The sequence below is a fragment of the Paenibacillus sp. FSL H7-0735 genome, assembly GCF_038008505.1.
In the GTDB taxonomy this organism is placed as follows: Bacteria; Bacillota; Bacilli; order Paenibacillales; family Paenibacillaceae; genus Paenibacillus_AQ; species Paenibacillus_AQ odorifer.
Genome location: NZ_JBBOZH010000002.1, coordinates 653,372 through 669,115 on the forward strand (window position 1 = coordinate 653,372; position 15,744 = coordinate 669,115).

14 protein-coding genes and 2 pseudogenes are annotated in these 15,744 nt (G+C 33.9%); 1 reads left to right on the top strand and 15 read right to left on the bottom strand.

The genetic code is table 11. The features are described from left to right. Positions 1-44: 44 nt before the first annotated feature. Positions 45-1,961 (bottom strand): carbamoyltransferase C-terminal domain-containing protein, encoded by a 1,917-nt coding sequence (locus tag NSS82_RS30390; protein ID WP_076272282.1) that lies wholly within the window; start codon positions 1,959-1,961, stop codon positions 45-47. A 255-nt stretch (positions 1,962-2,216) separates the two neighbouring features. Here NSS82_RS30390 and NSS82_RS30395 point away from each other — a divergent pair. Next, positions 2,217-3,568 (top strand): annotated as a pseudogene (locus tag NSS82_RS30395) (IS4 family transposase). Here the strand turns inward: NSS82_RS30395 and NSS82_RS30400 are convergent. From NSS82_RS30400 to NSS82_RS30460, 14 genes and pseudogenes are all read right to left on the bottom strand, one after another. Further along, positions 3,526-4,605 carry a BtrH N-terminal domain-containing protein gene (locus NSS82_RS30400; RefSeq protein WP_076272281.1) on the bottom strand — a complete coding sequence of 360 codons (1,080 nt, stop codon included), beginning with the start codon at positions 4,603-4,605 and terminating at the stop codon, positions 3,526-3,528. The pseudogene NSS82_RS30395 and the gene NSS82_RS30400 sit on opposite strands and share 43 nt — an antisense overlap. Before the next feature lie 29 nt (positions 4,606-4,634). After that, complete coding sequence (locus tag NSS82_RS30405; RefSeq protein ID WP_076272280.1) at positions 4,635-4,877, bottom strand: phosphopantetheine-binding protein; 243 nt, start codon at positions 4,875-4,877, stop codon at positions 4,635-4,637. After that, positions 4,861-5,991, bottom strand: coding sequence for a hypothetical protein (locus NSS82_RS30410; RefSeq protein ID WP_076272279.1), 1,131 nt, complete (start codon positions 5,989-5,991; stop codon positions 4,861-4,863). The genes NSS82_RS30405 and NSS82_RS30410 overlap by 17 nt, the downstream gene beginning before the upstream one ends. Positions 5,992-5,993: 2 nt before the next feature. Beyond that, positions 5,994-7,046: a nucleotidyltransferase family protein gene (locus NSS82_RS30415; RefSeq protein ID WP_076272278.1), complete on the bottom strand. Its 1,053-nt coding sequence runs from the start codon at positions 7,044-7,046 to the stop codon at positions 5,994-5,996. 96 nt (positions 7,047-7,142) lie between these two features. Beyond that, on the bottom strand, positions 7,143-7,403 hold the full coding sequence (locus NSS82_RS30420) for a phosphopantetheine-binding protein (RefSeq protein ID WP_081386562.1): 261 nt from the start codon (positions 7,401-7,403) through the stop codon (positions 7,143-7,145). Beyond that, entirely contained in the window at positions 7,403-8,602 is a 1,200-nt protein-coding gene (locus tag NSS82_RS30425; RefSeq protein WP_076272277.1) for a hypothetical protein, read from the bottom strand. Before NSS82_RS30425 ends, NSS82_RS30420 begins: the two co-directional genes overlap by 1 nt. Before the next feature lie 38 nt (positions 8,603-8,640). After that, positions 8,641-9,774: a hypothetical protein gene (locus NSS82_RS30430; protein ID WP_076272276.1), complete on the bottom strand. Its 1,134-nt coding sequence runs from the start codon at positions 9,772-9,774 to the stop codon at positions 8,641-8,643. Between the two features lie 95 nt (positions 9,775-9,869). Then, complete coding sequence (locus NSS82_RS30435; protein ID WP_081386561.1) at positions 9,870-11,792, bottom strand: alpha-amylase family glycosyl hydrolase; 1,923 nt, start codon at positions 11,790-11,792, stop codon at positions 9,870-9,872. Further along, positions 11,776-12,432 (bottom strand): D-sedoheptulose-7-phosphate isomerase, encoded by a 657-nt coding sequence (locus tag NSS82_RS30440; RefSeq protein ID WP_076272275.1) that lies wholly within the window; start codon positions 12,430-12,432, stop codon positions 11,776-11,778. The genes NSS82_RS30435 and NSS82_RS30440 overlap by 17 nt, the downstream gene beginning before the upstream one ends. A 38-nt stretch (positions 12,433-12,470) precedes the next feature. After that, entirely contained in the window at positions 12,471-13,073 is a 603-nt protein-coding gene (locus tag NSS82_RS30445) for a D-glycero-alpha-D-manno-heptose-1,7-bisphosphate 7-phosphatase (RefSeq protein ID WP_076272274.1), read from the bottom strand. A gap of 483 nt (positions 13,074-13,556) precedes the next feature. Next, positions 13,557-14,024 (bottom strand): annotated as a pseudogene (locus NSS82_RS30450) (ATP-binding protein). A 92-nt stretch (positions 14,025-14,116) separates the two neighbouring features. Continuing rightward, the gene (locus tag NSS82_RS32765; protein WP_370511301.1) at positions 14,117-14,329 is read right to left on the bottom strand and encodes an ATP-binding protein; all 213 of its coding nucleotides are present in this window, start codon (positions 14,327-14,329) and stop codon (positions 14,117-14,119) included. A 76-nt stretch (positions 14,330-14,405) separates the two neighbouring features. After that, positions 14,406-14,543, bottom strand: coding sequence for a hypothetical protein (locus tag NSS82_RS30455; RefSeq protein ID WP_178944181.1), 138 nt, complete (start codon positions 14,541-14,543; stop codon positions 14,406-14,408). Positions 14,544-14,939: 396 nt separating this feature from the next. Continuing rightward, entirely contained in the window at positions 14,940-15,743 is an 804-nt protein-coding gene (locus NSS82_RS30460; RefSeq protein ID WP_143761238.1) for an ABC transporter permease, read from the bottom strand. Position 15,744 lies beyond the last annotated feature (1 nt).

Consider the following 15,744-nt stretch of genomic DNA (forward strand, 5'->3'; position numbering starts at 1 on the left):
CCAAAACCCACGATTAATAAAATATCCATACATCTAAATACCTGTTATATATCAAATAACAGGTATTTTTCAGCTGTTTTTGCGTAAAGATTCAAGTGACGTACTGCTTCTTCATTCATAATATTAAATTTCGTTTGCAACTCTGGTCTCCAATAATAAAATTTTAGACTTTTCCTTGAAACATTCCAGGGATTTAGTTTCTTTAACAACTCTTTCTTCTCTTCTTCATTAATATCGAAAGTTAAATATCTCTTTAAAGGTTCCTTAACATCATAATCTTTATGGTTTTGCAACTCTATGCGATTTCCGTTAAAGTAAATCACCTTAATTTCTTTCCTAATCGCAAAATTTAAAGCCCCTGTTAAAGAATCTATAATAGGTTCTTCATTATCATTTAGAGATGTATTACATATTATCGGAATACCTGTTTCTTCTTTGAATTCTTTTATTAAATTATATAGAATTGGTTCAGCACCTTCCGTAATAGTTTGTAGTCTCGCGGAGTTATCTAAATGGAGTATTGCTGGAACAATATCTTTTTTTTCAGATTTTATATGTAATGCATGTAACATAAATGGTGATGCATAAGCACATTCAAACCACTCATTAACATTTTCCATTAATATAATAGGTGCCACAGGGCGCCACCATTGTCGTTTTTTTATAATGTTCAATTTATCTTTAGCCAGATTAGTCCGTGGATCTGCTATAATACTTCTATGACCTAAAGCCCGTGGACCGATTTCAGCTCTTCCCTCAAACCAAACGATCGGTGATTCTTGAATATCTAATACAGCTTGTTTAATATCAAATTTAGTGATTCCCTTTATAAATTTATTATATTTAAACATATCATCATTATCACATACAGTGATATCTTGATTATCCGCATTACCGAAGTATGCGTTATTAAATCTAAAGTTAAATTTAGCTGCTTTTTTAAAAAATGCAAAAAGAGCAATTCCGAGAGATTGTCCTGAATCACTTATACACGGTGGGGCAATGAATCCCTTAAATCTATATTTTTGCATTAAATAAGTATTAGTAGGGCAATTTAGAGCATACCCTCCCGATAAAGCTAAGTAAGTAGTAGATGTATCAATATTATATTCATGTATAATTAAATCTAAGTTCTCTTCCATTATTCTAATTGAGATCTTTTGTATCTCTTTCATAACCATACTTATTTCATTTTCCTCTTTGGTAAATCTATTGTCATATCCATTAAACAGTATACCAATATCTTTTTCATCTAGGCTTTCTACCATATCTGCAATCTTATTAACGCATTCAAAAGCTTTATGCATTTGACTTGCACTATCAACAAGAACTAAGGTTTCATTACTGTTTAATAGTTCACTTTTTGAGGCACTTGCTATTGCCATTAAGGTACCTTCTCTAAGTTTAAATCTCCTTCTTGCAAATGTCCAAAGTAAGCCAGGGGAATAAACTGGAAAAGTCTCGACTTCTCCTTTTTTCGAAACACATCCGGAATAGTATTTTTTTTTATGTAAGTTAGGATCCATAACAATATCGGGAGCACCATCTACAGCTAACCCGATTATATCTTCGGTATAAAATAAATCTGTATCAAGCAATATAGATGAGAATAAGTGAGAGATACTATGGTATGAAAGATCTTTATATTCATCTAAAGAATGGTAATCGTCACATGTTTGTAATTGGGGAGTACCCCAAACTTCTTTCATATCATCAATTGTTAGATTATACTCCTCTAAAAGCACATTAATGAATTCCATTGCCTGCTCTTTACTATAGAATGACTTTTTGTGCCCTTTTTTCCCCGTAATACGTTCAAGTTCCCAATAATGTATCAGTTTAATATTATTGTTTTCTTTTTTCCATAATGAAACATTTTGGTCATGCCTTAAATTTATGTTCATTAGATGTGCCAGTTCATCTATATTTAAATATGTCGAAAGATAGTATCCATTATCCATATACTTTCACCTCATAATAAAATATTAAATTGCATGATGAATTTATATTCTTGTTACGAACGTTAGCTCATTTGACGCAACCTCACTTCTAGTCATAAATAATAACTCAACTTTCGCAGCTGGAAAATCGACTTAACCCGTTGAGGGCGTAAGAAGAATTCGAAACATTTACTCGTATTGACAAAAAACACCTCACTTGTTTGGTATCATGGAAGAGTCGAATCAACCATGCGAACAAGAAAGGTGCGTAATCCTATGTTACAACAACATTCCCTGTCTGAACAGTCTTGCTTTTCCAAAATATTCGCTACTCTCCGCATCGGAAAAGCCTTACGGCACGCGGGTATTTCTAAATCCTTTGGTCTTTCGAGCCTAGCGGTTTTTCAAATCGTTTTCTCTTTGATCTTCGAAGTAAAGAACTGGTTTCGACTGCTGGAATGTGACCGTGGAGCGGATCTTCCCGGCAAAAATGTCATCTATCGATTCTTGAATCAACCTTCTTTTGCTTGGCGGCGCTTTTTGCAGACTCTAAGTCTTCGCATCGTACAGGATTTCGAATCGCTTATTTCCTCTACTCGTGTACGAGTGTTCATCATTGACGGTTCCGTTTTGAGCAGAAACCGGAGCAAAAAGCAGAGTTACTGGCACGAGTCTTTGACCATTTCACGGGCAAATTCACTAAAGGTTACACCATGCCTTACTCTGGGCTGGTCGGACGGTTTTAGTTTTGCTCCGCTTGACTTTGTCATGCTTTCTTCAGCCAAGCTGGCCAATCGGCTGTGCGAAATGGCTTCGAATCTTCTAAACGTAGCAATGGATACAAACGTCGAATGGAGGCCTTTTCTCGGAAGCCGGACGCGGTCGTTACCTTGCTGGAACGGGCTTTGCGTGCAGGATTCACCGCTGACTACGTACTTATGGGTAGCTGGTTTACGCAAGCTCCACTCCTTCGACAGCTTAGCGAAAAAGGTCTTCCCGTGATTGGCATGGTGAAAGAGATAAAGCAGCACCATCTGGTTCAAGGAAGGCGAATGACACTGCGCGAAGTCTTTCAAAGCCTTTCCCCATCGCAGGACAAAGATATCAAAGGCTCCGCCATCGTACACACTGCCTGAGGTTCGCCCGTAAAGCTTATTTTTGTCCGCAACCGGAATAAAAAACGCGAATGGCTAGCGATTTTGAGTACAGACGTCAAACTGGATGCTGCTGAAATCGTACGAATCTACGGCATGCGCTGGAGTATTGAAACCTTTTTCAAAGTCACCAAAAGCTATTGGAAATTAGGAACGGAATTTCAAGGACGCTCTTTTGACCAATTGATTAGCCATACCACGTTTGTGTTCAGTCGTTATTTGGCGATGGAATACGAACGGCGTCAACCGAGTGATGATCGGACACTGGGAGGACTCTTTTTTCTATTTGCTGATGAAGTCCGAGATCTGGATTTCCAGACTGCACTTCAGCAGCTCATGAGTTTGTTTCTCGAAATGTCAAAGGCCAAAACCAAGAAGAACAAAACAGCATTTTTTTGTCAACTACAGGGGTGGATCTCTAGTTTACCCAGCTATATCAAGGGTTTATTTGGAGATTTGAGCTGCGAAAGTTGAGTAATAACAAATTCATTATAAAGTTTTAATATTTTATTCCCAAGTTGAGTTTCCTCTCCAATTACTGTTTTCATATTAATTATTATTTTATTTCTTGTTTTATTCGAATTAACAAAACTTGCCTTTAAAAATAGAGCCAATATCGTATCCCATCTATCGATAATGTTATCTAGCAACAATATTAATTCTGAAAGACTATCATTACTTATATAACTTTGTGCAATTTCAATATATTGTCTAAAAAGTTTATGTCGCTTTAAGGCAATATACATTTTCCCATGTAAATCCTTGAAAACTTTTAATACTGACTCGCATAGACTATAGCTAACAGCTTCAATATTATCTACAAGGTTATTTAATGCATTTAATCCAGTATCCTTTCCCTCAGCACAAAAATATTGGTCTAAGGTTAATTTGAAAGTCATAATCAACAAATCTTCTACCGATGTTTTGCACCACTGAGTTATATCTATTTCAGCCCAATTATTTAGAATTTGCGATCCACTATAAATACTTCCATCATTTGGACAATCAGAATTTCTAGCAAGAAAAAAATCTTGAAGAGGAATGGTCCCTTTAAAAAACCACGGTTCGTACCAGTCCACAATATAAACTAAATCATTTACTTCTGAATAACCACATAGAACAAGTGTATGTTTGGCATGATTTTTTTGATAATATGGTGTATAAGGTAAATAAAAAACATCAACTCCAACAATAATAGGTGAAAATTGTTCCTCAATCCGCTTAATATTTTGTGCAAAAATTTCTATAACATCATCATCTGTATTGCAATAGTATCTTTTCACATTATCAGAGAATACAGGTAAAAGATTCCTTGCATTCTTAGGTTGACTAAAAACAAACTCACCTTCATTAGGCTTAATATCAATAATTAAGCCTAATGAAGAATTAATATATAATAGTGCATTTGGTATATTATTCGCTTCCAATACTAATCTAAGACAGTTTTGATAACAAAATGATTCAAATCCGCTATAATATTCTTTGTCTGTATTGAAGAAATCTAACACCATAAACAATAATCACCCAAACCTTAAATTAATTATATTTTTTCTATTGTGCTTACTACTTCTCTAAACGTCTTACACTTTCTAATCTCTCTTAATTTGTCATCGAGTTCAATATCTAGTTCTTCTTCAAGCAACATAACAAATTCCACTATCCCAAGAGAATCAATACCAGTCTCCGATCCAATTTGATTATCTAAGCTAGGTTGCATATCTATATTCGCTTTCTTTAATAATTCCTCATGGCACATTAATACTACATCAACTATATTTTTCATTATCAAATTCCCCCCTAATTTTTTGAGGCCAGTTGTTTACTTCAAGGCCATATTGACACATAAAAGCAAGTACCCATCTTTCTATTCCGTATCCTACACAACCAGTAACAGTTTCACCGCATCCTTTGACTTCAATATTGAAGGGATGTGAGAAACTCGTACCATGTAAATTAAAAGATGTACAAGATAACTGCTCATCTTTTGAATAATTTAGACGCAACTCTAATTTACTAGATTCTTGATGTTGTAATTTCTTATATTTTTGCATTTTCGGAAGTATAAAAGGATCAGAAGCTATTGAAATGCTACTAGATAATTCTAAATCCTCTAAAATACTTATGGTTTCATTAAGTATTTTTGTTCTCATCTCAACTACAAAATCATCCGATCCGATACAGACTATCTCTCTCACATGGTAATCTTTAAGTCTACCAAATCCCCCCCAATTAAACCTACCTTCATTTCGAAATACATTCTGATTAAATGTATACACACTTGGCGCTTGCAAGTCAGAATTCATTAATTCCAAATAAGTATGAAAACAAGCTGCCGGTGATAACACTTCACGAGGTTGCTTTAACTTATAATTATTATCAGATGAGGATAAATAAAGAAGTTCATTGACATCCTCATAAAAAGAACAACAAAACATTGAATATTGAGGAGAGGTCTTTAAGTAACCTGTTTTTTCATACCCGTCTAAAGGTAACAATACTGGATATAATTTCTCCACTGCATTAATGGAAAGAGCAATCCGTTTAAACCTATTATCAAAATATCTAAACAAAAATACAGCTTTTTCACTTAATCCAAGCAAACCAAAACCAAATTCATGTATTAAATGTGAATTTAATACATTTGAAATACTAATATATTTTTTTTTAATTTCCTTCTGATATATTATTTCTTCTGTCCCATTAAAACTAAGATATTCTCTAATTAATAATTTTGCATTACATAATATACTTTCTTCATTTGCATCATCATCCACATATAAAATCAGTTTGGAATCTTTTACTTCATAATTTTGTACTTTTTCAGAAATGAAGCTAACAAGTTTTTTCAACTCATTGACGTCTATATTACTCTGCAAAGGATAATGTACAACTCTCATATTTAGCCCCTTTGACGAATATGGTTAAAAGCACTTTCCAAAAAACTTTCCGTCCTTTTAATAACTCTATTCTCACCTTCAACCGTTATATCATCTAAAAATGATATATCTTCAGGTCTTAATGCACTCTCAATGTAATTAACAATAGGATCATCATAAAATTGATTTAGAATATAAAAAGTATAATAGCACTTATCTTGAAGGTTTAATTTTGTAATTATATCAATCCAATCATCTGCAACCAATTCTTCTCTATGAAACCTTATGCAATTCATAATATCTACAACTTTATATAAAGCAACATCTCTGTTATATTTTGTCCATATAGTATTTGTCGCTTCTCTGAAGAAATGCACACATAAATGAGCAAGATTAGTATACAGTGGCAACCCTCTTACAGAATAATAACTACCATTATATATAACCGTACCATGATTAAATATTTCTTCATCTATAACATTATTTTTAGTATCAAATAGGAAATTAATATCAATCGCAACTTTTCCCCACTCAGTTTTCTTTACATATTTTATCAAATCGTGATAGTTCATACGTTGAATTAGTTTTTCTTTCTTTGTAGCCTCTCTAAGTTCATTGTTTGTAATGTATCCTTGAGTGTATCCAAATTGTCTTAATATATTGTCTACCTTAGAAATATCTTCTTCATAAACCAATAGATCTATATCGTTAGAACGACGAGATCCTAGTTCGTAAAAATCAGCATTGTACATCAATCCTTTTAACCCTGCGTATCTAACGTTTGATTCCTCAAGAGAAATTAAAAGTGGTCTAATATCATCAATAGTTCTTTCCATTTCATACTTTTGAGCAACAACCAACAATCTTAATGCCCCATTCAGTTCTTTCGGAATTTTCCTTTGTTGCTCATATGATAAATTATGGTAAAAATAACCTCCCAATCGATGATTAAACAATTGACCTGCAATTTCAAACCAATCTAAATCTTCAGATAAAAAGTCATTAATCATATCAATCTCACTATCTGTCTTGTTTACTAACATTGCATTTAGTAAAAATCGATACTCTTTCCTCATAATTTTGCCCACATCCCTCTTAATATTTTTTTATAACCACTAATATTTCGGTGTAAATTAAGTATCAATTTCTTTTTTTATATAAAAAATTAATGATTAACATTGTTGAACACCATATTTTCCCGTGAGTAAAGAACAAATTTTACTAATTGATAAGAAATTATCAATAACTAAATCTTTATCATCAAATTCTATATCAAATTCAACTTCGAGGTTAACAATTAACTCTATTGTCTTTATGGAGTCTAAACCTTGATTCCTTAAATCAGCATCAACAGTATCTTGAATTTCTCTATTTAACAGTTCATTAAGCTTCTTAATAATTGAATTCTCCAAAGAGGATACTTTTTGTATCATCAAAGTGATATCCCCTTTCTAACATTTAACTCAGCCAATTTTTTAAAATCACATCCATGAATATCTTTAAACGCTTCTTTCCATCTATCAATTCCAAATGCAACACAACCAGAATGCAATGCGACCTCATTATGATCATTTATCTCATATTTAGAACAAAGCATATCTTGGCAATAATTGAAGGAAGCAATAGAAACTTTTTTCCCACTTAATGTTGAAACTATCAATTCATATTTAGCATTGCTCATCATTTGATAGGTTCCTTTTGTTTTTAGATCCTGACTAAAGAAAAATGGATCTTTTGCTGTTGTAATTTCTCCCTTTAGGCCAACTGACTCAAATAAATTCCATACGTCTTCCATTATCCTGTTTCGAGTTTCTCGCACCCATTCCTCTCTTCCTATAAATACAATTTCTCGCATCGTAAACTCACTTCGCCTGAAGTTATCCTTTCTCCATTCAATTTCATGACGAAAACATTTACCTTTTGCAGTAAGCGTTATTCCATCTGAAAGAACTTTCCCTTGCAATTCTTCATAGCAGTGATAGCATATACAAGGCTGTAGTATATCACCTTGAAATAAAAGCGAATCATCATAAGACTCAGCAATAGCCTTCTCACGAAACCTATTTATAGATTTGAAATTATGTGCCACTGAAGCAACACCATATATATTCTGTGGAAAATGGATATGATATTGATTTCGAAGAATATTGCTTTTACTCAAGATAGATGAATATTCTCTTAATTCTGTACCATGCTTTCGGGCTATTTCTAAAAACTCCTTATCCAATTGTTCGATTATTTTAATATCTGTCTCGAACATGTATGGCGAAGGAGATATATTATCCTCATTTTCATTTTTAATTAATAGGTTATTATTTACGTCTAGATTACTTTTTACAATGCGCTCTTTAATAACACGAGTATTTTCAAGACTCTTACAAAGATCTTCGTAATATTGTTTTAGTTCAACAATTAGAGCTGCATTTTGATCAGACTCATTAACAGTTAAGTTAACAACCTTATCTGTTTTGTTATAGGACACTCCTACTACTATTTCTGATAGATACGGAATTCTATCCAACAAAATATCAATATTATCGTTAAGTTTATGAGGTACATTCAAGGAAATAACCATTAAATAAAAACCCCTTTTTATTATTAATGAATTAATAAGGGTGTTAATAACAATCATTCAAGTCCCCTTGCTAGACCATTAAAACTTACCCTTATTTAGGTATTATTACTTTGTTGTTTCTTTTTTAGAACTGTGACTTGTGATAATTTAGTATTTATTTCATTGAATAATTTATTATCCCTTGACTCTATCTCGGAGAGTTTTAAAGCAAACTCGTTTAAGGAAACGGAGAGATTAGCATTTTTTCTTGTCATTTTAATTAGTAAGGTATTTAATGACAATTCAAGCATCCTAATAGTTTCCAATAAATAATCAATAATATTCAAATCGATAGATTCCAAAATTTCAGAATGTTCTAATAAAAGATCTTTGAAGAAATATTTCCCAAATTTCATTTCGAATAGAAACCTGTAATAAAACAATTCAAAGGTTTTTTTATCCATTCCGGTTTCCATTGCATTTTGTATTCTTTCAAAAATTTTTTTGTAAAACGACTTTCCAAAATAATACGAATTATCAATAACTTCACCTTGTAAAAACTCTACAGATAAGGTTTTTAATAATTTTAAAAACAGCTCATTGATTTCCGATTCATTCATTGGTTCTCGCAATTTATCAATAGACGCTTGTCCCATAACAAGTAAAGATTGAGTTAGATCTTTATCCAAATGTTCAACATAACTATCACCTTTCCAAAAACGCCCAAAATCTTCTATCTTAATTTTATCCATAAATTTCCACGGCTTAGGATCATAAATATATACATAATCATTTTCTAACCCATATACCCCTAAAAAATGATTTCTTGCACCCAAAATCGGGTGATTCAAAGACTCCTTATAACTTTCACTTAGATAATCTGTTGAGTAAGGAAGATAATAAGTTGTTCCTGAGGCTATAAAGACGTTACCTTGATTAAGAGTTTCATTTATCAGCTCTAACCCAGATTCGAAAGATGAACTCTCTTGGATATTCACTTTAACACCTAGGTAACTGTATTCATCATAATAACCCAATACATCTGATGCCCATAGCACAGTCTTATTAACTTGACTTCTATCATGATTACTCACGTAAACACAAGGAAGAGCCGACAACCTTAAGTTCATTAGCAAACTTAACTTGCTAGGAATATGTAATATTTTTAATTGTTCATGAATAGGCGGATACAAACAAGGCATATAGTATGGCAAGTCCATCGTTGCACTAAAATCTTTTATAGTAACCATTAGATTCCCCTAATATAAATTAATATTCCACTACGCTTTTATCCTATTTTCATCGTTTACTTAATAACGCAGTTTATTTCAACTCTTTAAGTGAATTATCTGCTCTGAAAATCGATCAACCAAATTACCTCATAAGATTGAAGAGTTATTTTCCGACTATCTAAATTTACCGTCTGATTATTTAATATATTGCATACACTACCGACAAGACCAATGTCATTCAATTCGCTATTTTGAACGTCTTGACTTCTACCTGAAAAGTTACATAACACTAGTAAATTTTCTGAATTGTTTTTTTTATAAAATCCAATTACACTATTATTTCCTGTATCAAAAAAAGTGGATTTTTGCTCAGAACTAAATATTTTATACTTTTTTCTCAGTTCAATCATAAATTTCAAACCTTGAAATATTTGTCCCTCAACTGCTTCAACCTGTTTTCTTCTTTCCGCTTTTGTCCAATCAAAATGTACTCGATGAAGCCATCTACTGTCATCCGCTTTATTCGAGTCATACTTATAAGATAAATCATTAAACATTCCGATCTCATCCCCACCATAGATCATGGGGATTCCCTCATATGAAAGAATAAAACTATGCAATAGTAAAATTTTCTTAATAGCTAAATCTATTTGAAATTTGTTATGTTCCTCTACTGCTCTTTCTAAGCCACATAATGACGCTACAGTTCCTGATGTTTTCCTCCCTTCTTTCGCATTTTTGTCAAATTTTTTAGATTCTCCTTTCGAAAAACTTTCCGGAATATTCCCTATGTAATATTCTTTTATATATTCTGTATGAGAATCATAATCAATTCCGAGCGATTTCATAATATCTTTATCAAGGTCCCAAGCAATATCATCATGAGATCTTATGTAATTTATAAAACATCTTTTATTTTGAAAATCATTCAATTTACTAAGTGAAATTTTCATTTCTCTGACATCTTCAGAAACAAGTGCATTCCATAAACTCACACTAAGAGGGAAATTGTACATTAAACTACAACCCTTAAACTGCTCACCAAAAAAATCCATAATGATCTCTGTACTACCTATAGCTTCACCTTTAAACAACGAGCCAGGTGCTACCATATTAACTATGATATTTAACATGGTCAAAATATCATGGACCTGAGGTAAATTAAAACAATCCGTGCCCATTTCCTTCCAAATATGAGGCAAAGCATCTAATCGAAGTATATCTACTCCCCTGTTTAACAAAAACAACATGCTTTCAACAATATGATTGAATAATATTGGATTCTTGTAATTTAAATCCCACTGATAGTCATAAAAAATCGAAAATATCCACTTATCAATTTCATTTGAATAAATAAAATTTTGCTGTGAAACTTCTGGGAAGATTAGTGGAAGACTTTTTTCGAATTCCTTAGGAATATCATCTGAATCATACATGTAATACATATTTTGATATTTTTCTTCTCCATTTACAGCTTTAACAGCCCAATCATGTTCCTTAGCAGTGTGATTTAATACAAAATCAATACAAGTGACAATACCTTCTTCCCTTAATGCATCTACCAGTTTTTCAAACTGATCCATCGTTCCAAGTTTGCGATTAATTTCTTTGTAACTTGACACTGCAAAGCCACCATCATCTTTTTCACCTCTCGTTTTTAATATAGGCATAAAATGTATGTATGTAATACCAAGCTCTTTAAAATAACTTATTTTATCCTTCACACCAATAAGATTATCTGCAAACAAATCAACATATATGGAAATCCCTATCATTCTTTCGTCCATATACCAATCAAGATTTTGCCCTCTATTCCTATCACACACTTTTAAATCATCTTTTCTATTGCCATAGGCTTCTTTTATTACACCTACCAATTGCTCATAGTGTTCATCGCATTTTCCATAGAGTGAAATGAATTTTTCATAGAGTAACCCTGAATTCTGCTGTAATCTTTGCTCGAACAATTCATCCAATGATTTTTGCATAATACGCATTCCTTTCTCGCTGTTATATTTTTTATAACTGCTCTTCAACTAAGTCTTTAACAGTTTTTTCTTCGAATGCCGTCATACTATATTGCAACCACACCGATACCAAATGACCAATAATTAAATGTAAATCCTCTACAGGTCCATAATCATTCTTAGGGGAATCTATATTAATTGAAATATCACTCAATTCTCTCAATCTCCCCCCATCAAATCCAGTTAGACCAATAACCACCCCATTATTTTTCTTCCCCCATTCCACAGCGTCAATAATATTTCTTGAGTTTCCACTAGCTGAAATAGCTATTAGTACATCCCCTTTTTTAAAGTAAAGAATTAACTGCTTTAAGAAAACGCTCTCAAAACTTTCATCATTTGAGATAGCAGTTATAACAGATATATTATCTGTAAGTGAAATCACTCTGAGTGGTTTGTTGATTTTAGATTTCCTATAAATACCAATACCGAGATCATTTGCCAAATGAGAAGCAGTAGATGCTGATCCTCCATTCCCTATTATAAAAATGGTTTGGTCATTTTTATGTGCACGTTCTAATTCATTAATAAATAAACTAATTGCATGGATATCTACCGTGTCAAACAAATGTTTTAAATATGAAAAGTATCCCTTACTGAATTGCATTACATTTGAAGATTGCGAGTATAAATTTTCAAGATTATTCATAACTTACACCTCTTTTTATAAAAATAAGATCTACCTATTTATGTAGTTACACCCAAATCATTTCTAATAATATTTGCCGCTTCTAATAAATTTTCAGCTATAAAATTAGGTTTCTCTATAGTTCGATACCATTTATTAAAAAATTGACCTGTTTTAATAAGTATAGTCTTACATCCTGCACTATTTCCCGCTACTATATCTGTCAAACGATCCCCTACCATATAACTGCTATTCAAATCTATACTAAAATCTTTTACTGCTTCAAGTAACATTCCAGTTAAAGGTTTTGAGCATGTACACATATCAATATTTTTTGGTATATTCTTACTTTCGAAATGTGGACAATAATAAAAAGCATCAATGCGTCCATTCTTTTCATTTATTCGTCTTCTTAATTCATTATTAAAATTAGACATTTGTTCAGTGGTGTAAAATCCAAGCGCAATCCCCCCCTGATTAGAAACAACTATAATATCTAATGGCATTGATGAAAATAACTCCATTCCCTCTGCTGCACTCGGTAATAATATTAAATCATCTATTTTATGAGGATAATGTGTATCTTTGTTGATAGTCCCATCTCTATCAAGAAATATCGCTCTTTTATTACGAAATACTGGTTTAGATGGATATTCTCTCAAACTGATCCCTCTATTCTATTCTATTTAATTGCATATACTAGTTTGAAATCAATCTAATAGATACTGATGTTTGTAAAGTTTGATCTATTTTAAAAATTACTAAGGAACAATTTCAAAGCAAACGATTGCACAAACTAATAATACCACTAATTTGATTACTTGTAAATATATTGCTTTAAATTTATGGAAATGTATGTGTTTATTCTCAATATGAATTTATGATATGGTTCCAATAAAAAAATCCGAACCATCCAATCGAGTAGGAGGCTTCCCATTAGTTGAGTAGACGACCTCCCACACCACCATACGTAAGTTTGTGTAATTGTCAATCAAAAAGTTGACCACCCCGACGGAAAAAATGGGCACCCAAAGGTGCCGGTGTTGGAGTGAAACTCAAGCGTTGAGGAGCATGTTAAATATCAATACGAGTGAGCTCATGGTAAAGAGCTAGATTGCCGACTTTCAGAACATCGCGTACCTTTGTTAGTTGCTGAATTTCCTCCCGAAGGTGTTCACTGCTTCCATCTCTGCGATGCCTTCACGTAATTGCTTAGCCTTGTGCATACCATACATAATCTCCTTTCCTTGAACTTCCATGATCTGCCGGAGACGGTAGGAGTCGCCGTCAAACAGAAGGATATGAGAGTGGTGGGTAAGTCGATCAAGTAATGCTGTGGTGAGCGCAGGATCTCCAAATACATCCACCTACCTAGAAAACTCCAAATTGGAGGTGATGATCAGACTGCCTTTTTCGTAACGCTGGGAGATGAATTGAAATAAGAGCTTTCCGCCTTCGCCAAGAGGAACGTTACCAAGCTCATCTAGAATGACGAGATCGTATTTATTCCAGCTCTTAAGATATCGGGGTAAGCGGTACTCGGACTCCGCTAATTGCAGTTCCTGAATAAATTGCATGACCGGTATGAACCGGACGCGATGTCCTTCGAGCATTGCCCCATCCCAATTGCAGTTGCAATATGACTCATCCCAGTTCCGGGTCTACCAAGGCATAAGATGCTCTCATGCCTTGGTATGAACGCGCCCTAAGCGAGTTGCTCAATCTTCATCTTTGGCAATTTCGTGATTTGCGTAAAGTCGAATCCCTGCAGTGTTTTCGGTCTAGGGAACTTTGCTGGACGAAGCAGATAATCTTGCCTTTGTTTCTGTTTTTTCAGCACTTCATGGTCGAGGCAAGAAGCCAAGAAGTGAAGGTGATCGACTTCTGCTCTAACGCATCGCGCAGCAAATTGGGATATTGCTAAAGCAACCCGGCATGCGAAGCTCCCCGCATGCGATCTCGATTCGTGCCTCTATTAAACTACCGGATGACATTTATCCCACCTCCTGTAGAAGTAGATCGTACTGTGATGCATGGTCGACCGTAGTCACAACTTCCGCCACTCTAATGACTGCTTCAGGCAGAGCTAAGCGTTGCCTCAATGCAGCCGCCGTGACAGAGGCGACATCCATTGTCTCGAGTACCGAGGTAACATCGGTCAGGGCGAACTCCCGCAGGAGAAGAAGTACAGCTAAAAAATCCTAGACCATATCCCTGGTATGCTGATTAGATGTCAGCGGCCAGGGGGAAAGGGAATGTATGCAATGGCAGATAAAGAATATGTTCGTAACGGCTAACGCCGTTTTTGTGTTGGTGGGTTTTCGCGGAATGTCAATACACAATGCAAAGCTGGGGGCAGGGCAGTCATATACTTCAAAGAAGTATATAACCTACTCTGACGCTTTCCGCTTTGCGGCAAAGTGTCCGGTTGGCTCTCCGAAGGGGAACGCCGCCTGCGGGCGGGTTCCGACCTGCCGGAAACGGTTTTGCTCCCGCAATCCCATTTCCAAAAGATGACAACAAACCTGCTAATTTCCTGCACTTGAGTATCTTTTTAAACTAAATCTCCAAAAAAACAACATGCTCACAAGCATAATAAGCGCGATAATTGGTGTAATATAAACGTATCCGGTCCAATACTGATTTAAATCAGGTTTTCTTAAAAAATATTGAGAAGGAAAATAATTAACAAATGCAAAAGGTACTATGAACATTAGAATTTTTTGAATGAATTTTGGGTAAATGCTAATTGGATAGCCTGCAAATTTTCTTGAATTATAATATAGCATGTTCATGAACTCATCTATTTTTAAAAACCAAAAGCTAGAACAAGCTAGCAATAAAAAGATCGATGCTTGGATTACGACGCCACTCGCTATTGTTATTAAATAGTATGAAATATTATTAAATGTCCAGCTAATCCCTACATGATCAGCACAAACAAGAAATAGTGAAATCCCCAAAATGCCATGACCTATTGCAGCGAACATATCGGCATTAGATGCCATTACTTGCATTAAAACTCCTCGCGGACGTAACAAAAAACGGTCAAGATCACCTGAAAGCACCAAATTGCCAAAATCACGTAATCCTGTACAAAATAAAATTAACAACCCGTAGGTAACAAATAAAACGGAAAATAAAAAGAGCAATTCGTACAAAGTCCATCCGTTGATATTTGTGAAAGACTGTAGGGTTAAATAAATAACAAATATCCCTGTAGCCTCGCGCATAAACACAGCAAAGGAGCGCAACACTGCATCTACTCTATATTGAAACCACGATTTAGAGATATACTTAATGTATTTTAAATATAATTTTATGGTATCCAAA

Bases quoted from the DNA above. Each gene is read 5' to 3' on its own strand.
- NSS82_RS30390 (WP_076272282.1), bottom strand. From the start codon at position 1,961: ATGGATAATGGATACTATCTTTCGACATATTTAAATATAGATGAACTG.
- NSS82_RS30400 (WP_076272281.1), bottom strand. From the start codon at position 4,605: ATGGTGTTAGATTTCTTCAATACAGACAAAGAATATTATAGCGGATTT.
- NSS82_RS30405 (WP_076272280.1), bottom strand. From the start codon at position 4,877: ATGAAAAATATAGTTGATGTAGTATTAATGTGCCATGAGGAATTATTA.
- NSS82_RS30410 (WP_076272279.1), bottom strand. From the start codon at position 5,991: ATGAGAGTTGTACATTATCCTTTGCAGAGTAATATAGACGTCAATGAG.
- NSS82_RS30415 (WP_076272278.1), bottom strand. From the start codon at position 7,046: ATGAGGAAAGAGTATCGATTTTTACTAAATGCAATGTTAGTAAACAAG.
- NSS82_RS30420 (WP_081386562.1), bottom strand. From the start codon at position 7,403: ATGATACAAAAAGTATCCTCTTTGGAGAATTCAATTATTAAGAAGCTT.
- NSS82_RS30425 (WP_076272277.1), bottom strand. From the start codon at position 8,602: ATGATTGTTATTAACACCCTTATTAATTCATTAATAATAAAAAGGGGT.
- NSS82_RS30430 (WP_076272276.1), bottom strand. From the start codon at position 9,774: ATGGTTACTATAAAAGATTTTAGTGCAACGATGGACTTGCCATACTAT.
- NSS82_RS30440 (WP_076272275.1), bottom strand. From the start codon at position 12,432: ATGAATAATCTTGAAAATTTATACTCGCAATCTTCAAATGTAATGCAA.
- NSS82_RS30455 (WP_178944181.1), bottom strand. From the start codon at position 14,543: ATGGATGTCGCCTCTGTCACGGCGGCTGCATTGAGGCAACGCTTAGCT.